This is a genomic window from Pauljensenia sp. UMB10120 (assembly GCF_030212035.1).
Lineage (GTDB): Bacteria > Actinomycetota > Actinomycetes > Actinomycetales > Actinomycetaceae > Pauljensenia > Pauljensenia radingae_A.
Window position 1 is genome coordinate 170919 of the sequence record NZ_JASODH010000001.1, and the last position, 22683, is coordinate 193601.

Here is a 22683-nt window from a genome sequence, read left to right on the forward strand (position 1 = left end):
AAAGAAAAAGAAAGAGCCTCCGGAGCGAACTCCGGAGGCTCTTATCTTGTGACGTTTACTGACCGCCAGTTTCGATCAACTGGTTGACGCCGTCAACGTATTCGGACACTTCCTCGATTGGCTTTTCACCCTTGAGGATCGGTGTCCACACCTGTACTGCCAGGTCACCAGCCTGCGATGCCCACGTGGTTGTCAGGCGAACGCCTGTGGTGTTCTCAACGCCCAGTGAGTATTCCAGGGTGTCTGAGATCGTCGAGCCGGCAAGATCCTTGATCGAATCCAGATAGCCCTGACGCCCGGGCTCGTATGCCGGAGGTGCAACGGGTGTTTGTGCCATAACTTCCGGAATCACTTCAGTTTCGAGGAACTTGGCAACTTCCCAGGTATCATCAGCGTTGGCCGTGCTCTGAGGTGTGCACATGCCGATTGCATCGTAGAACGTGGCAGGAGTGGACTGGCTGGGTAGCGGCGCCCATCCCCACTCAAAGCCCTTCGCATCGTTACCGAATGACTGAGCCAACCACTGGCCGCTCGACATCATCGGCTGCGAGCCTGCAGCAAACAGTGAGGTGGAGTTGTCCAGGTTGAAGTCCGGAGGATTCACCAGGCCGTCTCCAATGGCCTTCACCAGCTTGTCGAGGCCCTCCATGAATTTGTCATCGGCCACGGCTTTCGTCGGATTGTTGACATCGTCAACAAACGGTTGGCCACCTGCTGACATCGCGTACTGTCCCATCGCGACCGGGCCACTCGTGCTGGTCAGGCCATCAAGGAGCAGCGGGTAGGTTGACCCGCCGGCACCCTTCAAAGCGGCGGCAGCTGAGTAGAGGTCATCCCACGTCCAGTCCTGCGTGGGCAGAGGAACGTTGTTTTCTTCAAACAGCGTCTGGTTGTACCAGATACCTGTGACGTTAATCAGTGAGGGCAGGCCGCCAATACCGTTCTCGGGAGTCTTCCACGTATCGAGGAAGCCCAGCTCGCCTTCCTTAAAGTCGGACGCAATCTTGTCGGTCCAGTCTGTCAGGATTCCCATCTTGGTGTACTGCTGCTCAGTATCGTTACCGCACCAGAAGATATCGGGCAGTTTCTGGGCCTGAGCCAGTGAACCAAGTTTCTGCGAGTAGTCGCCGGAAGGTGCGTCAACACGGTTGATTGTGATGTCCGGGTTGTCCCACTTTTCTGCCACGATCTTGTCGAACAAGTTGTTGGTTTCGATGGATTCCCACGTCATGTAGTTGACGGTGCCTTCAGCTGATGCGGGCGGTTCACCGCTTTCGCCGGATTCACTGCCTCCTGAGCTGCAGGCAACCATGGTGAGCGGAAGGGCGATGGCTGTGCCGATAGCGGCCATCCCCCGTCCTGTGCGTCGGATTGTCATCGTCGACTCCTTTCATATTTCCTGTTAATGGACTTCTACTTTTGAGATGTGTTTCCGAGGGCGCTCAAGCCTTCAATGAAGTAACGCTGAGCGAAGAGGAAGATCAGAAGAGGTGGAAGCATGTACAACAGGTTGGTTGCCATGTACTTCGACCAGTCCGGAGCTTCACTTGCGAAACCGGACACGAATGATGACATGCCCAGCGCCAGTGTCCACTTGTCAGTGGAGTTCAGGTAGATGAGTGGATTGAGATAATCGTTCCATGCTCCCTGGAAGGCCATGATGACCATTGCGATCCAAGCAGGCTTTGTCATGGGCAACATGATCGAAAAGAAGATTCGAATGTGTCCTGCTCCATCGACCTTTGCAGATTCATCAATCTGCATGGGAATCGCTAGGAAGTACTGGCGAGCCAGGAAGATGAAGAGTGGGTTACCACCTAGGAATGCAGGTACGATCAGCGGGAACCACGTGTCATACCATCCGATATCCCTGAACAGCTGGAACAGGGGGATGATGCCAACAATTCCGGGCAGCAGCATGGAACCAACAAAGATGTAGAAGAACACTCTGCGGCCCTTGAAGCGCAGGCGTGCCAGCGCGTAGCCAGCCATCATCGAGGTCAGAACGCCGCCGAAGGTGCTGAGCAGGGAGATGATCAGCGTATTGACGAACAGGCGTGGGAACTTGATGATTCGTGGGCCTTCGATGAAGTTGGACCAGACCCATTCATCCGGGAGGAATGAGGGCGGAACTTCGAAGACGGTGGAATTCGACTTCAACGAGATCGTGATCATCCACAGCAACGGAAGCAGCATCGTGGAGCACGCGACAATTGCGCATGCATACCACATCACCGCACGCCCTGGACGCTTCTTCAAATGTGTGCGCCGAGGCTTCTTCGCAACACTTGTCACGAGTTCAGGTGCTTCAACCAGCTCATACTTGGACATCGTCGTACCTCCAGGCTTTGGTGAATCGAGCTGCGAAAACCAGGCAGATAATGATCAGGAAGAACAGAATCCACACCTGAGCGGTCGCGTATCCCAGTTCCGGAACTCGTCCCAGCGGCGGGAAACCGTGGTTGTAGATCGACAGCATGAGTGTATTCGTCGCCCAGCTGGGACCACCACCAGTGAGGATCTGCGGCTGAACGAAGGTCTGCATAGCACCGTTCATCTGCATGACGAACTGGAGAATCAGGATCGGGACAATCGACGGCAGAGTGATCGAAAAGAAGATGCGGAATGGTCCCGCACCATCAACTTTGGCTGCCTCGTAGATTTCGTTGGGCACTGCCTGCAACGCTGCCAGCAGGATGATCATTGTTGACCCCACGCCCCACAGCATGACGATCACAATCGACGGCATCGCTGTGTGCTCATTGCTCAGCCATGCAATTGGTGGAATTCCAAAGAATCCCAGCACCTGGTTAGCCAGACCGACTTGCGGGTCAAAAATGAATTTCCACAGCGTCACCGTGGCGACGATAGGAAGAACTGCCGGCAAGTACAAGATTGTTCGGATCACGGATACGGCTGGAAGCCTGACGTTGACAAAGACTGCCAGAGCAAGTCCGAGTGCCATCGATGCGGGTACGTAAAGAAGAACCAGATATCCCGTTGCCGACAGCGTCTTCAGGAACGACGGATCAGCGGTGAACATACGGACAAAGTTCCGCAGACCCACAAATTCCGGCGGGGTGATTCCGTTGTACCGTGTCAGTGACAAATAGGCTGCACTGATGAGCGGGTAGACAACAAAAATGCTGAAACCGCAGATTGCGGGAGCCATGAACGCCAAAGCAGCTTTGAGATCGCGATTGGCTCCTCTGTCTTTCTTCTTGCGCTCCGGCGCGTCTTCTTTGGCAGAAGCGGTTGCCTGCGTTGTCTGAGCCTCATCCATTGCTTGCCTCCTTTCTCGAAATATCGTTCGACTGGGTAAGCGAGCAGTAGGCCAGAACCAACTCGCAGAACATGGCGTTAGCCCACGAGAACCACTCACGGGTAAACAGGGCGTCGTCATCCTTATGGAAAGATTCATGCATCAGGCCAGTTCCGCCCGTTGTGTGAATCAGAGTGTCGATTATCTGGTCAACTTCACGACCTGACATACTTGTCAGTCCCTGCACCGCCAATGCGATTGGCCAGATGTACTCGTGCGGCGTATGAGGGCTGCCAATTCCCTGCGCACGTGACCCGTTGAAGTAGAACGGGTTGGTATCGGAGAGCACCATGGCTCGGGTATTGAGGTAAATCTGATCATCCACTTCGAGGAAGCCAACATATGGAAGCGACAACAAGCTGGGCATGTTGGCGTCATCCATGACCAGAGTCTGACCCAGACCATCGACCTCATAGGCAAATACCTTCCCCCACTGTGGATGTTCAATGACGCCATGCTCGTAGATACCTGCACTGATCTGGTCTGCCAGGTCACGAGCCCGACAAAGAACCGGACTTGAGGTGGCGCCAGTTGCAGCATTCATCTCGTCAAGAACCCTGGCCGCCGTTCGCAGAGCAACCACAGCAAATGCATTGCCTGGAACGTTGTATCCGTAGGTGTTCGCATCATCACTGGGGCGGAATCCACTCCACGTCATTCCGGTGTACCCCACCGGAGCACCTTTTCCACCGTGGGAGAGAGTCTCGGTCGCTACCTGAGCGCCGGGGCGTTCAAAACGGTAGTCAGATGTTTCGTGACGTTGTTCGCGCACAAAGACATCGACGATTGTTTCCAGAGCCTTCTCCAGACCACCCAGATGCGTGCCGTCGTGGGTTCGGTCCCACAGCTGTCCAGCTAGGAACAAGGGAGCGCTCAGAGAGTCAACCTCGTACTTGCGTTCCCAGATCCACGGGCTCATCTCGGTGAGATCGTCGTGATGTCCGGCGCCATTGGGCTCGGCATTGAAGGCGTTCGCGTACGGATCCATATCGATATACATCAACTGACGTTGAAGCACCCCACCGATCAGCTCGGCAATTTCGGGATAGTCATTGGAGAAATGCACGTACGGAATCATCTGCCATGTGGAATCGCGCAACCACATCGCCGGAATGTCACCGGTCAGAACGAATGCGCTGCCGTCGTCGTAACGCTCAATTGTCGAACTGAGCGTGTTGACGAAGCAGTTCTCGAAAACCTCGCCGACGCGCGCATCAACGCGCTCCTTCACGGCGGCAATGATGTGCTCCATCCAAGTCGAATCTGCTCGAGCCACTATGCTCTCCCTCACTTGTGGTGATGACATCAATCAGCATAGACCTAATAGCATTATGAACACAAGGTATGTATTGCATATACATATTGTGTGCGCGTCTCAGCTCCTTTCACTGGATGATCACCTTGTCGGCACGTACAGTGTCAGACATGACTGAACTTCTCGCACACGTCCTCGACCAGTCCCTGACCGATCCCAGCGTTCGCCCACAGGATGACTTTTACGGCCATGTGAATGGAACCTGGCTCGCGACCCATAACATTTCAGCTGATCGACCCATCGATGGAGCCTTCTACACGCTGCGCGATCTGTCTGAAGAGCGTGGACGTGCCATTGTTGAGGATGCGCTAGCCGGACGCATCGACGATCCGGATGCTCACAAGATCGCCATCATGTACCGCCAATTCATGGATGAGGACAGCATTGAGGAACAGGGCGCCTCCCCCATCATTCCACTGCTCGAGGCGGTAGCCGCCACGACATCCCACGACGAGCTCGCCACACTCTCCGGCCAGCTCATGCGCGGAGGCATCTCCACGTTCTTTGTGCCTTACGTCAACACCGACACCGATGACACCTCACGCTACATGCTCTACTTCCAGCAGGCCGGTTTGGGTCTTCCGGACGAATCCTTCTATCGCGAAGACCAGTACGAGCCAATCCGCCAAGCCTACTGCTCTCACATTGAGCGCCTGTTCACCCTCGCCCACATTGGCGACGACGAGGGCGACGCTGCTTCATGCGCTCAGCGCGTCATGGACTGGGAGACCCGCTTAGCCGCACACCACTGGGATTCTGTCACAAACCGAGATCCTCACAAGACAACCAACCCTCGCACCGTCTCGGAACTCATTGACGACAATTCCGGTTTCGACTGGCGTAACTGGGCGCAACAGGTTGGCCTTCAACTCGGATCAATCGCGAATGTCAACGTCAATCAGCCTGATTACCTGGCCACCGCGGCGTCGATGTGGGCATCGGAGGACCTGCGCACGCTCAAACTGTGGCAGAGCCGCAAGATCATCAGCGCCCACGCTTCACTGCTGTCACACGAGTTCGTTGAAGCCAATTTCGATTTCTACTCACGCACGCTTGCCGGCACCGAAGAACTCCGACAGCGATGGAAGCGCGGTTTGGGCCTGGTGGAGGGCACACTGGGTGACGCCCTGGGACGCCTGTATATTCAGCGACACTTCCCCGCTGACTATAAGGAACAGATGGAAGCACTCGTCCAACGCCTGTTGGAGGCCTACCGTACGTCTATTTCCACACTGAGCTGGATGAGCGAGGAGACGCGCACCAAGGCGCTGGCAAAGCTCGATACCTTCAATCCCAAGATTGCCTACCCCGACACATGGCGTGACTATTCAGGTCTCGATCTTGATGAGAATGCGTCACTGGTGGACAACGTGCGCAAGGCAGACGCATATGAACTGGACTATGAATGGGCCAAGCTGTCACGGCCGGTGGACCGCGACGAATGGTTTATGACGCCTCAAACGGTGAACGCCTACTACAACCCGTCACTCAACGAGATCGTATTCCCCGCCGCTATCCTGCAGCCTCCCTTCTTTGATCCAGATGCTGATGCCGCAGTGAACTTCGGTGCAATCGGTGCCGTCATTGGCCACGAAATCGGACATGGTTTCGATGACCAGGGATCGCGCTACGACGCAGACGGCGCACTGCGTAACTGGTGGACTGATGAAGATCGCAACGAATTTGAATCGCGCACGCACCACCTCATCGAACAATACGAGGCTCTTGTCCCCCGCCAGCTAGAAGCAGCTCCCGCCGAGGTACACGTCAACGGCGCCTTAACCATCGGTGAAAATATCGGAGATCTGGGTGGTCTGGCAATCGCGTGGAGGGCGTGGTGTGCTTCGCTTCGCGATCAGGGCATTGATCGCCCTGAAGATGCGCCCGTTATCGACGGCCTGACCGGGCCGCAGCGATTCTTCTACTCATGGGCTCGAATCTGGCGATCCAAGTCGCGCGACGAGTTCGCCCAGCAGATGCTCGTTATTGACCCTCATTCGCCGGCAGAATTTCGATGCAACCAGGTGCTTCGCAATTTTCCGGAATTTGCGACAACATTCGATGTCACGGAGTCGGACGGCATGTGGTTAGATCCGAGTCAGAGGGTGGAAATCTGGTCGTAGCAGCCCCCTGAAATGTAACCTCTTACGCATTCGACGCCATTTGTGGCCTCTCACTTAGGCGTTTGGGTCCAATTAGTGAAAGACTAAGAACTGTCATATGCGCTTGTTGCGCTATCCCTGAGTTACATGAGAAAGGCTACTCAATGCCGGGTCTTAACCTCACGCGTGATGAAGCGGCTGAGCGGGCACGCATAATCTCAGTTCACCACTATGACGTTGAACTGGATTTGACGTGCGGTGACACTGACTTCCGCTCCCGCACCACCTTGAGCTTTGATGCCACTGAAGGCGCCTCAACGTTCGTTGATCTGGTCTCCAACAATGTCCATTCCATCACGCTGAATGGACGCGACGTGTCAGTCGGAGCACATCAGGACAACCGCATCGACCTGCAGGAACTGGCTCAGTCCAATACGCTCATCGTCGACGCGGACTGCCAGTACATGCACACCGGCGAGGGACTGCACCGCTTTGTTGACCCCGCTGATAACAAGGCGTACTGCTACTCGCAGTTTGAAGTTCCCGATGCCCGACGAGTCTTCGCAACCTTCGAGCAGCCCGATCTCAAGGCAACATTTACCTTCACCGTGACAGTTCCGCAAGGGTGGAAAGTGTTCTCCAACTCCGTCACACCCTCACCGGAAGAACGCGATGGAAAATGGACCTATCACTTTGAGGAAACTCAGCGTATTTCCACCTACATCACGGCGATCATTGCCGGACCGTACGAGGGTGTCACTGATTCTCTGACCAGCAGTGATGGGCGCGAAATTCCGCTCGGTGTGTGGTGCCGCGCCTCGTTGCGCGAATTCCTGGACGCCGACCGCGTCATCGACGTCACCCGCAAGGGCTTTGCATTCTATGAAGCCAACTACGGTATCCCCTACCCCTTCACCAAGTACGACCAGATTTTCGTTCCCGAATACAATGCAGGCGCGATGGAAAATGCCGGATGCATTACCTTCCGCGATCAGTACATCTTCCGTGCACGCCCCACCCACGATGACCTGGAGAAGCGTGCCAATACGATCCTGCACGAACTGGCTCATATGTGGTTCGGTGATCTGGTCACCATGAAGTGGTGGAATGACCTGTGGCTCAACGAGTCTTTCGCTGAGTTCATGTCTCACTACTGCCTGGCAGAAGGAACCGAATACACCGACGCCTGGACCGGCTTTATGTCCCGTAAAGACTGGGGTATGCGTCAAGACCAGATGCCCACGACCCACCCGATCAAGGCTGAGATTCGCGACCTTGCTGACGTGGAAGTGAACTTCGATGGCATCACTTACGCCAAGGGTGCATCCGTTCTTCGTCAGCTAGTCTCCTACGTCGGCCGTGACGAGTTCTTCGCCGGGCTGCACGAGTATTTGACCAAGCACTCCTACGACAATGCAACGCTGGATGACCTTTTGGGCGAACTCGAAGCAGCATCCGGACGCGACCTTGACCATTGGTCCCGCGTATGGCTCGAAGAAGCGGGCATCACCACGTTGAGCACGGTCGTCGAAACAGATGACGAAGACCGCATGACTCGACTGGCAATCCGCCAAGAGCCGTTCACGCCGGGTTCCTCGCTGCGTCCTCACCGCCTAGCAGTGGCAGGCTATTCGCGTTCTGCCGCACAGGATGATTCCGGCTCGAACCGAACGACACCTGTTGAGCAGGTTTTCCACGAGGAGCTCGATGTCGACGGTGAGCTGACCGAGGTCAGCAGTGTCGTCGGCCAGCCTCGCCCCGACCTCATTGTTATTAATGATGGCGATCTGGCTTATGCGAAGATCCGCCTCGATGATCGCTCCCTTGCGTTCGCCACTGAAAATATCACGCAGTGCACCGATTCTCTGCTGCGCAATGTGATCCTGGCTTCTGCATGGGATATGACGCGCGATGCCAAGATGCCTGCGCGCGCTTTCATCGACCTGGCGCTTGCTGCGCTGCCCGTCGAGGACAATATGTCGATGCTGCGTCTGACGTTGGCACACATTGCCACCGCAGTGTCGAGCTATGTTGCTCCTGCTGATCGTGCCGACGCGCAAGCGATGGTCGGCAGCCGCCTGCTCCTGCAGGCCCGTTCGGCAGCGTCCGGCAGTGACCAGCAGCAGATCCTGATCCAGGCGGCAGCCCGCCACGCAGTGACCGACGATCAGGTGGGTGCTATCAAGGCTCTGTACACAGGCGAGCAGACCTTGTCCGGCCTTGATCTCGATGTCGATGTGATGTGGGATTTGCTCACCGCTCAGGTCCGAACCGGACACGCCTCAGAGGCAGATATTGCCGAACGTGAGCAGGCGGATGACACGATGACAGGCCGGCAGCACGCAGCTCAGGCTCGCGCAGCGGTTGCAGACCCGCAAGTGAAGGCTCGCGTGTGGGACGAAGTCATGCACAACGTGTCAATCGCGAACGATACGCGCTGGGCAATGGTCTCCGGTTTCTGGGCTCAGGCACACACTGCACCGGATACTTACACCGCTTTTGTCGACGACTATTTCGCCTCGATCGAAAAGGTCTGGTCAGAGTTCACCTTCCACATGGCCGAAGACATCGTCACATTGATGTTCCCGACCGCCTTGGCAGGCTACGTTGATGGGCTCGACTTGGCTGAACGCGGTCGCCAGTGGATGAACGATCATCCTGATGTCTCTGCCGCACTCACGCGTATTATTCGTGAACGCGTCGCGGTTGTTGAGCGCATGACGGCGGCACAGAAAGCGGACATCTAACCCTTCCTCTTCCGAATTGAACGACCGAGTGTCGGTAGGGCTCCATCATGAGCCCTACCGACATTTTGTCTGCATAGCGGCCAGTTGCCCGGCCGTAAACAGCTGGTGCGTGTTAATCTTCGAGTAAGTGCATCAGTACACAGGACGTTCAGAGGAGTTCCCCATGGGCCAGGCAGAACAAATACTGGGAGCATTAGGCGGTTGGGACAATATCAAGGATCTCGAAGCCTGCATCACCCGCATCCGTGTTTCGGTTGGTGACGAAGAACTCGTGGATGAGGATGCCCTGAAGAATGCGGGCGCCTTTGGTGTCGTGTCGGTGGGAACGTCCATCCAGGTTGTCATGGGGCCGCAGGCTGACAGCATCGTTGAGGAGATTGAGAAACTCAAGTGACCCGTGTACTTGCTCCACTTGCTGGGCAAGTGATTCCCTTATCTGACGTGAATGACCCCGTCTTCGCAGAGAAAATCGTCGGCTCAGGTCTGGCAATTATTCCCGATACCTTGACCGCGCATGGGCACTCAGACGTGGTCAGTCCGATCGCGGGAACAATCATTAAGGCTCTCCCCCACGCATTTGTCGTCCGGTCAGCCGACGGCCCCGCTGTTCTGGTTCACGTGGGGCTCGATACCGTCAAGGCCGACACCTCGTCATTCATGGTCGTCGAGGGTGACCACAGCACTGTAGAGACCGCTCAGCCAGTTGTTTCATGGAGGCCCGCGCATCTTGTCGACGGTGGTTTCGACCTGACCACCCCCGTCATTGTCATGGACAGCTCGGACGCGATGATCGGGTCACACGCTGAATATGGAACGCACGTCCAAGCGGGAGATTTCCTGTTTGAAATTCTCCCCGCCTGAACGTGCGGTGATGAGCGCCTGTTACCTTACTTCTCGATTGCGGCGCGCAGGAACCACGCCTGCTTTTCGAGTCCGCGTGCAGCACCGACCAGGATGTCACCACTGAGTGAATCGGCATCATCGACCTTTTCAAGATCCGACTTGATGCGCTCGGATGCAGCCATCAGCTTGCTTTCCATCTGCTTGTAGGCGTCGGCAACCGAAATGGTGCCTTCAGCCACGTCACCGATTCCGGAGTCCCTGGCAACCGTGGCGGCGCGGCCATCGGGAGTACCACCCAGGGTCGAAATACGTTCGGCAACCTCGTCGAGGTCTTCACGTACCTGATCGACGATCTCATCGAGCGCCAGGTGAAGAGCGCGGAAACGATCGCCTCGAATATTCCAGTGGTACTGCTTTGCCTGCAATGACAGGTCGGTCAGGTCCACCAGTGCGCGCTGGAGCGCATCGATCACGAGTTGTTCAGCCATTTTGGAGTCCTTTCTGCTCAGTGACTCTTCTAACATACAAGGGCGCACCCTCATTTGAAAGACTTCCGCTGCCACGTTCGCTGCCAGACAAAGACGGTACGAACGCGAACGCTCCTACTTGGGCAACGCCTCGTTGACCACATCGAACAGTTCAGTCATGTGATGGTCGGATGCCAGGCGCTCAGTACTGACTTCCCTGCCCGAACCATCGCACAGCGGGACACACCAGTTCGGGTATTCCGTATTGGTACCCGGTAGATTCTGAGGGCGGATATCTCCCACAGCGTCCACCAATGCCACACCCACCAGACGCGAAGGTGTCATCGTAATGAAGCGATGCAAAGCTGTCACGATTTCTTCCTTGCTGGGCTCTGGCGAGTCCAACAATCCGTATTCGCGCAGACGCACCAGCATGCGTTCGCGCTCGATTTCCTCCCCCGCGCGCACCACATCAACAGGATCGACCAGTAAGCCCAACTGGTCACGCAGCGTGGTCTGCACGCCGTCAAGGTATCCCGAAGTGGGTGGCAGATCATGAGTGTTCACTGTCGCAAGAACGTCGCGCCGGTATTGATCCGCATGCAGCGGCCAGCCAGAGTCCTCCTTTTCGAACCACAGCACCGATGTTCCCAGGATTCCTCGATCATTGAGGTAGCCGCGCACCCACGGTTCAACCGTGCCAAGGTCCTCACCGATCAGCACTGCTCCGGCGCGCTGGGCTTCAAGCAGCAGCACGCCAACCATCGCTTCGTGGTCGCAGGACACGTATGTTCCATGCGAAGCTGGCTCTCCCTCGGGAATCCACCACAGTCTGAACAATCCCATGATGTGGTCAATGCGCACCGCTCCGGCATGGGACAGCACGGTTCGAATCATGTCGCGCAGCGGTTGGTACCCGCACCGCGCCAGCTCACGTGGAGACCACGGAGGCTGCGACCAGTTTTGGCCTTGCTGAGAATACATATCCGGCGGTGCTCCCACCGTCATTCCCGGTGCAAACAACGTCGGCGTGGCCCACACGTCGGAGCCTTTCGGGTGAACGCCAACGGCCAGGTCAGCCATAATGCCAATGCTCATGCCCAGTTCGGTGGCCAAGGTCTGCGAATCTCGCAACTGTTCGAGGGCGACCCACTGACACCATGAATAAAAGTCGATGCGGTCAGCCAGTTCAAAGCGTGCGCGCTCAATCTGATCAGTATCAGTGAGCATCTCGGGAATCAAGGGCTTATCGTCGCGCTCCAGATCGCCTGCCACAAACGACCCGGACGCTTCGATGAGCGCGCACCACAAGGAAAAGTCCGCCAGCGCATCGCCTCCTTCGTTCGTGAAACGGAGGAACTGTGCGCGGCGCGATGGGCGCATGGGTTGCGCATGGATGATTGCGAGTGCCTGAACCTTCGCCCGCCAGGAAGTGTCACGGTCAATCAGATCCGTGCGTGATGCGCCCCAAGATTCCTCGCGCAGAGCATCAACTCGGCTGCGGTCCCGTTCAGACAACTGCGCATATTCCGGCAGCGATTCAGGATGAATGTACAGCGGGTTCACCCACCTGCGTGTCACCGGCAGGTAGGGCGAGTTCTCCAATGGCGAGATGGGCGCACACGCGTGAACGGGGTTAATCAGCACAAACTGCGCACCGTGCGCAGCACTGACCGACACGATGTCCTGCAGATCCGCGGTGTCGCCGATACCCCACGAGGAGGCAGAACGTACCGAATAAAACTGCGCGGAGGTGCCCCACTGCTGATCGGACTGCATCAGCGCAGGTGGATCGATTCGGTCGGGAACGACGATCAGCGGCGCGGAATACACTGTTCCGCCCTCAACGGTTGCGACAAGGCGGTGCCATCCCAATGGCAGTGAGGCTGGGATTTCGAACGTTGCACGTCCCACCAGCTGATCGCCAATCTGACGTGGCGGCACCCATCGGTCGAGCTGGGGGCACTGTCCCCCCTCGCCACTTTCGAGTTCGTAGCTGACTGTCACCCTGCGGCCGTGCGGCACGTGAACGGGTACGTCCCGGGTGCAATGCTCGCGCACAACGGTGCAGTCAGGCAGGATCGTGGACCAGTGTTGATCCTCAGTGAATTCAACAGCGCGTTGAAGGTCCTGGACGGTGGAATCCTCATCGAGAGGCAATCCCAGTGCGTGTAGAACCTTCAGCAAAGATGTGGCTTCGACGTCAACAAGGTTTCCATACCAATCCCAAAAGTGCGTCGCCACTCCATTGGCTTCGGCCACCGAGCGCAGCAGGTCAATCTCGGTGTGTGCTGGTGCAGCTAGATCCATGAAGGTCTCCGACTCATCTCATCCACAGCGGTACTGCTACCGATCGTACACGTCATGAACACAGTTGACGCAGTTCGCCCATCACACGTTCCGCATCTATTCCAGTGACCAGCTGCACGACATCGCCTGAGCGCACCACCGCGATAACCGGCGGTTGTCTCAGTAGGTGTTCATCGATGCTATCTTGGTCGCGGACCTGCACGCGGATTCTCAATGCACACGGTTCAAGATCGACAACGTTGTCGCATCCGCCCAGCCCCTGAAGTATTTCCCGGCATCGTTGCGGCAAGGATGGCTCAGCTGTCCATTCGCGATCCACGCCTGCCTGACGATTTTTGTGCACCATGTGTCCATCGTAGAAGATTGCCCACGATGCGCACCTGCTGTGCACAAAATGCCGCATGAACGGACAATAGAATTATGACGACACCGATCGACGTACCGTTGACCACCGATGAGCCCGTAGCATCTGTCCTGCGTATTCTGCGATTGACCGAAGATGCCGAGCACGAGGACACCTTCACTGCTCACTCCCTGCCGCAGGTGAGGCGCGTATACGGAGGACAGGTCATCGCACAGTCGTTGCTGGCGTCAATGGCCACCATTGACCAGGACGATCGGCTTCCCCACTCCTTCCATGCCTACTTTCTGCGCGGCGGCGACCCGCAAGCTCCATTTACACTGCACGTCAACCGTTTGCGCAATGGCCGTTCCTTTTCGTCGCGTTCCGTGACATGCAGGCAGTCTGAACGCGAAATTCTCACACTCGCCGCATCCTTCCAAAGCCCTGAATCCAGTCTGACATACGAGATTGAAGCGCCGGATGTGCCCGGCCCCGATTCCTGCGACTCAGCATTGGAACTCTTCCGCATGATGAATCACCCAGTGGGCCGATTCCTCGGCAAGACTGCTGCATTCGATGTTCGTCATGTCCAGGACAGTTTGTATGTCAAACCCGACCCTCACCCCACGAATCGCCAGCAGCTTTGGATGCGTCCGCGCTCTCCGATCCCCTCCCAGGTCAGTCAGCTCATTCACCGCGCGCTTCTGGCATACGTCGTCGACCAAGTCATGTTGGAACCAGCCATGCGCGCCACCTCATTGTGCTGGATGACTCCAGGTTTGTCGGCCGCTTCCCTGGACCACGCCATGTGGTTCCATCACGATGTTGATATCAACGACTGGCTGCTTTTTGACGGCACGTGCACCAGTGTCAATAACGGTAGAGTCCTGACCCATATGCAGATTTTCTCCTCCAACGGCAGGCTCGTTGCCGATGCCAACCAGCAGGGCATGATGCGTGTGCCACGCGGCGGTGTGCATGGCTCAGGCCGATGGGAGTTCATGGATGGCGACACGGCCACGGTCGCACCTGCTTAAGAAATGGAGTCCAATATGAGCATCTCTGCCCTGACCATTGCGGTCGCCACGCCGCTGCCCTCTGACCTGGTTGAACCACTCATGCAGTGCGATCCGCGCCTGCTGGTGGATTACCGCCCCCATTTGCTGCTGCCTCAGCGCTGGGTCGGTGACTGGGGTGGCGACACGAGCGTCACCCGCACCGACCAAGAGCACGCCGAGTACGTCCAGATGCTCACCCACGCTGACATTCTTCTGGGTATTCCTGATTCCTCCGCTCGCCTGCTGCGCGAGGTCGTCGAACACAACCCGAGACTTCGCTGGGTGCACACAATGGCTGCCGGAGGCGGCGCACAAGTCAAGTCTGCCGGCCTGTCGGAAGATGACCTCCAGCGCGTCACCTTCACCACCAGCGCGGGTGTCCACGGCACGACGCTCGCTGAGTTCGCACTGTTTGGCCTTCTCGCCGGCGCGAAAGATCTGCCCCGGCTGCACTCTGATCAACGCGCGCACCACTGGCCTGACCGCTACCCGATGCGCCACTTATCTGAAATGACCGTTCTGATCATGGGCACAGGTGGCATCGGCCGCGTTGTCGCGCACCGCCTTCACGCTCTCGGTGCGACCGTATGGGCAACCTCGCGTTCGGGCACACCGGTCGAGGGCGTGGAACGGCTCATCGCGATGGATGACCTGCACGATGCTCTGGGTCAGTGCGATGGCCTGGTGATCACTCTGCCTGGCACATCAGCCACCCGCCATATGATTGACGCCGCCGCGTTCGCGTCAATGAAACCGGGGATGATCCTGGTCAATGTGGGTCGAGGAACGGTGATTGACGAGGACGCCCTCGTCGATGCCCTGAATGGGCAGCGCGTAGCTTTTGCTGCACTTGACGTAACGGAGACCGAACCTCTTCAGGATGACTCTGCCCTGTGGGATCATCCCCGTGTCCTGATCAGTCCTCACACGGCTGCGCTCTCAACGCATGAAGGAGAGCGTATCGTTGAACTCTTCATGGACATTGCGGCGCGCTTCCTGAATGGTCGTCCGCTCCGCAATGTTGTCAACACCATCGAGTTTTACTAGCACCCCGACCCATGCACGCCCCTCCACCACGTAGGCCCCGGACTTTCACAGCTCTGGGCCGTCAGGCCATCGCTTTGATAGCACGCCAGATGGTGCGCGAGGGGCGCCGTACTGTCATTGTTCCGACCTATGCCTGCCTGACGATGATCGTGCCGTGGCAATTGGAAGGCATGCGCATCGAACAGGTGGCGTGCGATCCGGTGATGATGGATCCCGCAGATCTTGAACGAGCCCTTGCCAGGTGCTCAGCTGACGAAACAGTGGTGTTCTACTGCGAGACTCTCGGCTGTCAGCCCTCGCGCGCGCTCAGCGATGTACTCGGTGAAACACGCGGGCGCGGTGTCCGAGTTGTTGCAGACAGAACCCACAGTATGCTGTGCGATTCGGTGTGCGCCGCTGACATGGAACTTGTTTCTGCCCGCAAGCTCCTGTCGATTCCGGAGATCGCGTGGGTCGATGGCAAGGTCGACCAGCCCTCTCGACGAAGCGAGGCTGACAATGCGCTGACGCGAGCTCGCCAACAGTTTCTTTCCACTCCGTCGGTTGCAACGTTTGAAGCCGTTGAGGATCTGGCAGATGAGCTGTGGACGCCGGTGTCGCCGTCTCAGGACGCTATGACGGCGCTGGAAGCGATTGATATGGCCGGGCTCCGTGCAGATGTGCGCCGCACGCGCACACGAGTGGAAGTGGGTCTGCCACCGGGGTGCACAGTAGTCAACGAGGGCGTGTGCGCTCCCCTCGTTGTGCGCACCAATCACGCCGGCAAGGCGGCCGACGCACTGTATTCGCGCGGCATTGTCGGACCAATTCATTGGGATCGTCCCGCCAGCAGCCGGCTCGAGTGGCCGAGCGATCTGCTGTGCCTACCGCTGGTGATGACGCCTGACCAGTGCGATCAGTGCATCGAAGTCCTGACCGCTATTCACTCCTGAGTGCTTCCACCGGGTCCTTACGTGAGGCTGCTGAGGACGGGATCAAGCCTGCAATGAAGGTCAGGAACATGGAGATCGCCACCAGTATCGCTGCCGCACCCACCGGCAGGATCGCCACATTATAGATCCCGAAGTTCGCTGCCACAATGAGGTTGGCCGGTATGGTCAGCAGCGCGGAGATGCCGATACCCAGCAGGCCCGCAACCAGACCCACGATCAGGGTTTCCGCATTGAACACGCGACGAATATCCCGCTTGGATGCGCCGATGGCGCGCAGAATGCCGATCTCTTTCTCGCGTTCGAGCACCGAAATATAGGTGATCACGCCGATCATGATAGACGAGACAATCAGTGAAATCGCCACAAATGCGATCAGCACGTAACTCACCACGTTGATGATGGTGGTCACCGATGACATGAGCGTGCCAACTAGGTCACTGTAGTGGATGACCTTTTCCTCATGCCCGTCGGCTCGTTGCTGCTCGTTGTAGCTATCCAGAATGGTGATGATTTCACCCTTGGATTCAAAATCCGCCGGGAAAATGTCGATACGTGAGGGACTGGCCGGATCGGCATACCCCATCTTCGACAGATTCGCGTCGTATGAGGTTGGCTCGGTCATCATCATTTGAGCGATCAGCTCGCTCAGTTCCTTCTCATCCATGGTGAAGTTAAAGGCGCGAGCCAGAGCGTCCTCGTCAATTCCCATCGCTGCCGACATGTTCTGACTGAGCTGGCTCATCTGGTTGGAGAGGGCAGTGCCAATTGAATTTTCGAGGATGGAGCCCACCTGCGCTGAAATCTGGTCCGACACAGCCGTCATGGCGTCGTTCATGTAGGCACTCATGGCGGCATTCATCTGCTCAGCGAGGGCGGGGCCTTGAGCTGCCATCTGTTCGTCCATCTGTTGCCCGATCGATTCGCTGATCTGCCTAATGGCCGAGTCCGCCACGCCGCTCAGATCAGCCTGTGTTCCGTTCAGGTTGTCCTCGTTCTGGGCGAGCAATGCCTTTCCCTCCTCCGAGTCGAGGAAGACGGCGAAGTTCGTTGCCACGTCGCTGGCGTCGAGCCCATGCACCATGCAGTACTGGAAGTAGCCTGTCATCATCTGCTCGACCAGTGAGTTCAAGCGTTCAGGATCGATCGCACTAGCCGCATCCATGCCCAGGCTCTGCCAGTCCACGCTGGCCATCGCGCGCTCAATGTCAATACCGTCCATCAGCGAGCTCATGTCCACGGATCCAAGCATGTCCTCGATACTGAGAGTCGGCAGCATAGACGGGTCAATAGTCAGTCCGGGCATATTCAGGTTCACGTTCAGTGCCGACGGATCGATTGCCAGCTGCGATTCGTCAAATGTGAACGCCTCGGCCAGGGCGTCCTGGTCCACGCTGATCAATGACTTGAAATCCACCCCGCTGTTGCGCGGATTGTTCTGTTCATCGGCAAAGGTACGCCCCGTGAGAATATTGACTGACTGCTGGTCCAGTTGTGCGGCGACCACGTCGGAGTCGGCCGCCTCGTCCATCAGGTCCCTGACCAGGCTCGACGTGTAGTAGATGCCGGGTTGCAGGGCTGTGGCCGTGACTGATTCAGCGGGCTGCACGATGCCGACAACTCGCAGATCCTTCCCCTTGTCGACCAGACCGGACACAAAATCCTGATCCTTGCGCTTATCGGTCCACACCTTGTGCGTCTCGTCATAGACGTAGTAGTCGGCAGCATTCACAACCTTGAACGCGACACCCATGATGTCGTCGTAGCTGACGTCGATTGGGTCATCAGGGGCATCAATGTCTTCTTGGTTGGCGAATTGTGCCACCATTGTCTTGAGTTCTTCCGGATCGCGCAGTCCGAGCGCGTACAGCGCGAAGTCGCTGATCTTTCCTGAGGGTGTGAGGACGGCCAGCGCCTCGTTCGATTCCGTTGGCCAGTGACCGGCAACCATGTCGTACTGTTGCTGGATGAGGGAGAGGTCGTCGCCCAGTTCGTTGAATACGTCAGTGTTCATCGCCTGGTTCATGAAGGCATTCGAGGTGGTGCCTGCGCCGATGCCGAGGGAAGCGAAAGTTGTGTCCGGGTTGACCTGGCGTGGCCCCGATTCCATATCGTCCGCAAAAATCTGAGGCCTGACGTTGTAGCGATACTCGATGGAGCGTGCGTACTGATCGAGGTTGTCTGGATCGGAATCCAGGTATCTCTTGAGCGCGGTCAGATCATTTGAGTCAACCGTTTTGAACATGTTGGTCACCATCGGCATTTCGCCCACGTGTCCACTCTGCACACTGTCCGCGCTGTCTGATTTCTCCGGCATTTCCGCGGACACCTCGAGCATGGACGACATGTTCAGTCCCTGGTTGAAGATTTGGAGAGGATAGACGGAGAGCGTGTCTTCCTCGACGTTCTTGATATAACTGTTCACGCCGTTGGCAAGAGCCAAAATCAATGCAATCCCAATGATGCCGATACTGCCGGCGAAGGATGTCATCAGGGTACGGCCCTTCTTGGTCATCAAGTTGTTGAAGGACAGTCCCAGAGCGGTGAGGAACCCCATCGAGGTCTTCGCATTCTCGCTACTTTGAGTGATCTGACTGTGAGTATGCTCCTCAATCGGGTTGGAGTCGTCCGATACTGTGCCGTCCTTGAGTGTCACGATGCGGGTTGCGTATCGGTCAGCAAGGTCGGGATTGTGCGTCACCATAATCACCAGGCGGTCTTGTGCAATGCCGGTGAGCAGATGCATGATTTGTTCGCTCGTCACCGAGTCCAGGGCGCCTGTCGGCTCGTCAGCCAGAACGATCTCCGGGTCGTTGACCAATGCACGGGCAATGGCCACGCGCTGCATCTGCCCGCCTGACAGCTGGTTGGGGCGCTTGTGTGCGTGTTCCTCGAGGCCGACATCGCGAAGTGCTGTCAAAGCGCGTTGATGCCGCTCGGAACGGGAGACACCGGACAGGGTCAACGCCAACTCCACGTTAGCGAGCACGCTCTGGTGTGTGATGAGGTTGTAGCTTTGAAAAACGAAGCCGATCCGGTTATTGCGGTACGTGTCCCAGTCGTGGTCGGAATAGGTGGATGTGTCAACATCGTCAACGATGATGGAGCCACTGTCGTAATGATCCAGGCCGCCGACAATGTTGAGTAGCGTCGTCTTGCCTGAACCCGACGGACCTAGGATAGCGACGAATTCGTTGTCGCGGAACTCAATTGAGACATCGTCGAGCGCCTGTTGCGTCAAGTCGCCTGTCGTGTAGGACTTGGTGACGTTATTGAGCTGAAGCATTGTCTGCCTCCTGGGGCATCAGGCCGGTGCTGACCAATTCGAGCCAGCGCGAGCGGGTGGAGTGGTCGAAAGCGATGGGGGCGCTGCACAGCAGGATGCCGAAATCCTTGACCATGAAGTCGGTACGCAGCGAGTGGTCGCGGCGCCCGGCGTCAATGATTTCAGTGAGGTTGTGAACAATTCTTTCACGTGTGTGGGCGATTTCCCGATCGCGTAGATCTGAAAAAGATTCGAGATATTCGGCAACTGCCTGCCGGTTGGCGCCGTTGCCGGCCGCCTCAGTCACAATCACAGAGAGCAGATGGGACAGGGCGTCTCCCCCACGGACCTGGCCATCTGCGACACGCTTGGCAGTCTCAGTGAAGAGATCACATAGATGGGTCAGAGCCTGCACTGCAACGGCGCGGACAAGCGCCTCTTTTGTCGGGAAATGCCGGTAAAGCGTTCCAACTGCCACTCCGGCTTCCCTCGCGATCTGTTTCATGGAAACACCTGGACCGTGTTTCTTGATCTGTTCACCGGCCGTTGACAAGATGCGCTGCAGATTCAGGCGCGCGTCCGAACGGGTCGGGCCGCCCTCGTCAATAGTTGACGCTTCCGTGTGCATGATGTCGTTTCTCTTCCATGTCGTGATCATGTCGGTGAAGGTGAATCTAGGTTCATGTTATGAGTGCAGTGCGCTCCACGCATAGTGAGCGTTCCGAATGTGGGCAGCCTCTCCTTGCAGGCTCGTTTATCCGCACGCGCGACGCGCACTGCATAGACTGAACGAATGACTCCCCCTGTCGATACGCGCAATCATGAAATCACCGCTTCAGGACCGCTGCTTACGTCTGACGGTACGGTGCGAGAACCTGGCTGGGCACGCTCCCCTCTGCTGGACTACGACCGGCAGGCAATCGCTGCTCCACGGTGGCGCATCAAGGAATGGGACTACTACATTGCGCTCACAGATACCACCGCCCTTGCCTTCACTGTGTGCGACGGCGGCTACTTCGGCATGGTGTCGGTGTCGTGGGTGGATCTGACTGCTCCAAGTGAACACACTGAAACCGTTCTGATACCTCTGCCCATGGGACGGCTCAAACTTCCCCGCTCCTCCACTGCAGGGGTAAGCCAGTTTGTCAATTCTCGCGTCCGGATACGCTTCGAGACGACTTCTACAGGTCGAAAGATTCGCTGCCACATGAAGAACTTCAGCGAGAGTGAGGACTTCAAGTGCGTGCTGACCATGGAGCAACCGGGCATGGATTCACTGGTGATTGCCACGCCCTGGGCTGAAGATCCCCGTGCCTTCTACTACAACCAGAAGGTCAACTGTATGCCGGTTCGTGGAAGCGCAACATGGGGTTCGCGCCGCGTCGACTTCGATGCGGCAACGGATTTTTGCACCCTTGACTGGGGGCGCGGGGTGTGGACCTACGACAATCGCTGGTACTGGGGTTCAGGGAATGCACGCATCGACGGCGTTCCCTTCGGATTCAACATCGGTTATGGTTTCGGCGATACCTCGGCCGCCAGCGAAAACGTCATGTTTTATGATGGCGTCGCGCACAAACTTGATGACGTGTTATTCCAGATACCTCATTCCTACACCGATCCGTGGCAATTCACGTCTAGCGACCACCGCTTCGAAACAGTCTTTGAGCCGATCATCGATCGCAGCGCGAGCATGTCGGTTGGCCCTGTCGCCACCGAGCAGCACCAGGTTTTCGGGCGCATGAGCGGACACGTCGTACTCGACGATGGCACAGACCTCGAACTGCGCGATATCGTGTGTTTTGCCGAGGACGTCCACAACCGCTACTGACACGTTCGGCGATCTAGGCCAGTCGGTCAGTTCACCGATCCTTACTGATCAAAAGCATTCGCGCACCAAGCGGCTCTTATTCCACGTTAGTGGCTCGGAGCCCATTGACGCACGTATGAGCACAATCCACGACAAGAAAAAACCCGGAAACCTGCAATTTCCGGGAAAAATCGTCGGGCTGGCGGGATTTGAACCCACGACCCCTTGACCCCCAGTCAAGTGCGCTACCAAGCTGCGCCACAGCCCGAAGTTCGCCGTCACGGCGACCTGACTACTCTAGCTCACGAAAGCAGTCCTTTCCAAGTTGACCGACTTGATGCCGATCACATCGCGCGGTGTCTTGTTCAGCCCCGCACCGTTCGATAGGCTCCACTCATGTCATCGCCAGATTACTTTGCCAACGATTCGCGTACGAACCGCCAACGTATGCTTGATGAAGACTTCTATATTGGCGACGATCCGGAGAACGCTCGAATCGCCCAGAAAGCCATTGAGCTATCTGAGCAGTATCGCCTCGCGATCATTGCGGGCAACGCGCAGGCACGTGAGATTTTGTGCGAATTACTCGGCTCGTTTGGTGCAGATTCCTACATTAAGCCACCTCTGAGCGTCGACTATGGCGAAAACCTGCATGTCGGTGACCGCACATTCATCAATATGAATCTGGTTGCCCTCGACGTTGCCGCCATCTACATCGGTGATGACTGTCAGATTGGCCCGAACGTCCAACTCCTGACGCCCATTCACCCACTGGCACCCATTCCTCGGCGCGACAAACTAGAGGCCGCGCGCTCCATCCGACTGGGCAACAATGTCTGGCTCGGAGGCGGTGTCATCGTGTGTCCAGGAGTGACAATTGGCGATAACACAGTTGTTGGTGCCGGTTCGGTCGTGACGCGAGATCTGCCGGCGAATGTCGTCGCAGTGGGGACACCTGCACGCGTAGTGAAAGAGCTCGATCCGGAGGATACCCGCCTGGAATAGACCCCATATTTCCAGCACAAACGATCTGTACATCACATGTCGACGCGCGCCCTGCCAATTCGCCGCTGTTGCCCCTAGACTCCATAGCGGGAATGGTCGCGCGTCTTGGCTTGAGGAGTC

General features: G+C 57.1%; 18 protein-coding genes and 1 tRNA gene. 9 read left to right on the top strand and 10 right to left on the bottom strand.

Annotated features, from left to right (window positions below; translation table 11 throughout):
• Positions 1–55: 55 nt before the first annotated feature.
• From QP093_RS00760 to QP093_RS00775, 4 genes are read right to left on the bottom strand one after another with little or no spacing between them, the layout of a single operon-like run.
• A complete protein-coding gene (locus QP093_RS00760) occupies positions 56–1378 on the bottom strand; it encodes an ABC transporter substrate-binding protein (RefSeq protein WP_285014083.1) in 1323 nt (440 codons plus the stop codon).
• A gap of 35 nt (positions 1379–1413) precedes the next feature.
• Positions 1414–2331 carry a carbohydrate ABC transporter permease gene (locus QP093_RS00765; protein ID WP_285014084.1) on the bottom strand — a complete coding sequence of 306 codons (918 nt, stop codon included), beginning with the start codon at positions 2329–2331 and terminating at the stop codon, positions 1414–1416.
• Entirely contained in the window at positions 2318–3283 is a 966-nt protein-coding gene (locus QP093_RS00770; protein ID WP_285014085.1) for a carbohydrate ABC transporter permease, read from the bottom strand. The genes QP093_RS00765 and QP093_RS00770 overlap by 14 nt, the downstream gene beginning before the upstream one ends.
• Positions 3276–4598 (bottom strand): glycoside hydrolase family 125 protein, encoded by a 1323-nt coding sequence (locus tag QP093_RS00775; protein WP_285014086.1) that lies wholly within the window; start codon positions 4596–4598, stop codon positions 3276–3278. The genes QP093_RS00770 and QP093_RS00775 overlap by 8 nt, the downstream gene beginning before the upstream one ends.
• A 149-nt stretch (positions 4599–4747) precedes the next feature.
• Here QP093_RS00775 and QP093_RS00780 point away from each other — a divergent pair, with 149 nt between their 5' ends.
• From QP093_RS00780 to QP093_RS00795, 4 genes are all read left to right on the top strand, one after another.
• On the top strand, positions 4748–6760 hold the full coding sequence (locus QP093_RS00780; RefSeq protein ID WP_285014087.1) for a M13 family metallopeptidase: 2013 nt from the start codon (positions 4748–4750) through the stop codon (positions 6758–6760).
• 143 nt (positions 6761–6903) lie between these two features.
• Positions 6904–9486, top strand: a complete 2583-nt coding sequence (gene pepN, locus QP093_RS00785) for an aminopeptidase N (RefSeq protein WP_285014088.1) — start codon at positions 6904–6906, stop codon at positions 9484–9486.
• Between the two features lie 163 nt (positions 9487–9649).
• A complete protein-coding gene (locus QP093_RS00790) occupies positions 9650–9880 on the top strand; it encodes a PTS sugar transporter subunit IIB (RefSeq protein WP_058236691.1) in 231 nt (76 codons plus the stop codon).
• Positions 9877–10347, top strand: a complete 471-nt coding sequence (locus QP093_RS00795; protein WP_058236690.1) for a PTS sugar transporter subunit IIA — start codon at positions 9877–9879, stop codon at positions 10345–10347. Before QP093_RS00790 ends, QP093_RS00795 begins: the two co-directional genes overlap by 4 nt.
• 26 nt (positions 10348–10373) lie before the next feature.
• Here the strand turns inward: QP093_RS00795 and QP093_RS00800 are convergent, their stop codons facing one another.
• The 3 genes from QP093_RS00800 to QP093_RS00810 form a co-directional block, all read right to left on the bottom strand.
• Positions 10374–10817, bottom strand: coding sequence for a Dps family protein (locus tag QP093_RS00800; RefSeq protein ID WP_285014089.1), 444 nt, complete (start codon positions 10815–10817; stop codon positions 10374–10376).
• 114 nt (positions 10818–10931) lie between these two features.
• On the bottom strand, positions 10932–13106 hold the full coding sequence (gene malQ, locus QP093_RS00805) for a 4-alpha-glucanotransferase (protein ID WP_285014090.1): 2175 nt from the start codon (positions 13104–13106) through the stop codon (positions 10932–10934).
• A gap of 52 nt (positions 13107–13158) precedes the next feature.
• The gene (locus QP093_RS00810; RefSeq protein WP_082628516.1) at positions 13159–13452 is read right to left on the bottom strand and encodes a PTS sugar transporter subunit IIB; all 294 of its coding nucleotides are present in this window, start codon (positions 13450–13452) and stop codon (positions 13159–13161) included.
• A gap of 74 nt (positions 13453–13526) precedes the next feature.
• Between QP093_RS00810 and QP093_RS00815 the strand changes: the two genes are divergently transcribed.
• From QP093_RS00815 to QP093_RS00825, 3 genes are all read left to right on the top strand, one after another.
• Complete coding sequence (locus QP093_RS00815) at positions 13527–14486, top strand: acyl-CoA thioesterase (protein ID WP_285014091.1); 960 nt, start codon at positions 13527–13529, stop codon at positions 14484–14486.
• 15 nt (positions 14487–14501) lie between these two features.
• Positions 14502–15554, top strand: coding sequence for a D-2-hydroxyacid dehydrogenase (locus QP093_RS00820; protein WP_285014092.1), 1053 nt, complete (start codon positions 14502–14504; stop codon positions 15552–15554).
• A gap of 89 nt (positions 15555–15643) precedes the next feature.
• The gene (locus QP093_RS00825; RefSeq protein ID WP_285014093.1) at positions 15644–16486 is read left to right on the top strand and encodes a hypothetical protein; all 843 of its coding nucleotides are present in this window, start codon (positions 15644–15646) and stop codon (positions 16484–16486) included.
• Here the strand turns inward: QP093_RS00825 and QP093_RS00830 are convergent.
• Positions 16473–19769 (bottom strand): ABC transporter ATP-binding protein/permease, encoded by a 3297-nt coding sequence (locus QP093_RS00830; RefSeq protein ID WP_285014094.1) that lies wholly within the window; start codon positions 19767–19769, stop codon positions 16473–16475. The two genes, QP093_RS00825 and QP093_RS00830, sit on opposite strands and share 14 nt — an antisense overlap.
• Positions 19753–20406 (bottom strand): TetR/AcrR family transcriptional regulator, encoded by a 654-nt coding sequence (locus tag QP093_RS00835; RefSeq protein WP_285014095.1) that lies wholly within the window; start codon positions 20404–20406, stop codon positions 19753–19755. Before QP093_RS00835 ends, QP093_RS00830 begins: the two co-directional genes overlap by 17 nt.
• 135 nt (positions 20407–20541) lie before the next feature.
• On the opposite strand from QP093_RS00835, the gene QP093_RS00840 reads away from it, so the two are divergent.
• Positions 20542–21579: a DUF2804 domain-containing protein gene (locus tag QP093_RS00840; RefSeq protein ID WP_285014096.1), complete on the top strand. Its 1038-nt coding sequence runs from the start codon at positions 20542–20544 to the stop codon at positions 21577–21579.
• Between the two features lie 173 nt (positions 21580–21752).
• On the opposite strand, the gene QP093_RS00845 is transcribed toward QP093_RS00840, so the two are convergent.
• A tRNA-Pro gene (locus QP093_RS00845) sits at positions 21753–21826 on the bottom strand.
• 128 nt (positions 21827–21954) lie between these two features.
• Here QP093_RS00845 and QP093_RS00850 point away from each other — a divergent pair.
• Positions 21955–22563, top strand: coding sequence for a sugar O-acetyltransferase (locus tag QP093_RS00850; protein WP_285014097.1), 609 nt, complete (start codon positions 21955–21957; stop codon positions 22561–22563).
• Positions 22564–22683: the final 120 nt, after the last annotated feature.

Bases quoted from the DNA above. Each gene is read 5' to 3' on its own strand.
- QP093_RS00850 (WP_285014097.1), top strand. From the start codon at position 21,955: ATGTCATCGCCAGATTACTTTGCCAACGATTCGCGTACGAACCGCCAA.
- QP093_RS00825 (WP_285014093.1), top strand. From the start codon at position 15,644: ATGGTGCGCGAGGGGCGCCGTACTGTCATTGTTCCGACCTATGCCTGC.
- QP093_RS00840 (WP_285014096.1), top strand. From the start codon at position 20,542: ATGACTCCCCCTGTCGATACGCGCAATCATGAAATCACCGCTTCAGGA.
- QP093_RS00820 (WP_285014092.1), top strand. From the start codon at position 14,502: ATGAGCATCTCTGCCCTGACCATTGCGGTCGCCACGCCGCTGCCCTCT.
- QP093_RS00800 (WP_285014089.1), bottom strand. From the start codon at position 10,817: ATGGCTGAACAACTCGTGATCGATGCGCTCCAGCGCGCACTGGTGGAC.
- malQ (WP_285014090.1), bottom strand. From the start codon at position 13,106: ATGGATCTAGCTGCACCAGCACACACCGAGATTGACCTGCTGCGCTCG.
- QP093_RS00780 (WP_285014087.1), top strand. From the start codon at position 4,748: ATGACTGAACTTCTCGCACACGTCCTCGACCAGTCCCTGACCGATCCC.
- QP093_RS00835 (WP_285014095.1), bottom strand. From the start codon at position 20,406: ATGATCACGACATGGAAGAGAAACGACATCATGCACACGGAAGCGTCA.
- QP093_RS00770 (WP_285014085.1), bottom strand. From the start codon at position 3,283: ATGGATGAGGCTCAGACAACGCAGGCAACCGCTTCTGCCAAAGAAGAC.
- QP093_RS00830 (WP_285014094.1), bottom strand. From the start codon at position 19,769: ATGCTTCAGCTCAATAACGTCACCAAGTCCTACACGACAGGCGACTTG.
- QP093_RS00765 (WP_285014084.1), bottom strand. From the start codon at position 2,331: ATGTCCAAGTATGAGCTGGTTGAAGCACCTGAACTCGTGACAAGTGTT.
- QP093_RS00815 (WP_285014091.1), top strand. From the start codon at position 13,527: ATGACGACACCGATCGACGTACCGTTGACCACCGATGAGCCCGTAGCA.
- QP093_RS00790 (WP_058236691.1), top strand. From the start codon at position 9,650: ATGGGCCAGGCAGAACAAATACTGGGAGCATTAGGCGGTTGGGACAAT.
- QP093_RS00810 (WP_082628516.1), bottom strand. From the start codon at position 13,452: ATGGTGCACAAAAATCGTCAGGCAGGCGTGGATCGCGAATGGACAGCT.
- QP093_RS00760 (WP_285014083.1), bottom strand. From the start codon at position 1,378: ATGACAATCCGACGCACAGGACGGGGGATGGCCGCTATCGGCACAGCC.
- pepN (WP_285014088.1), top strand. From the start codon at position 6,904: ATGCCGGGTCTTAACCTCACGCGTGATGAAGCGGCTGAGCGGGCACGC.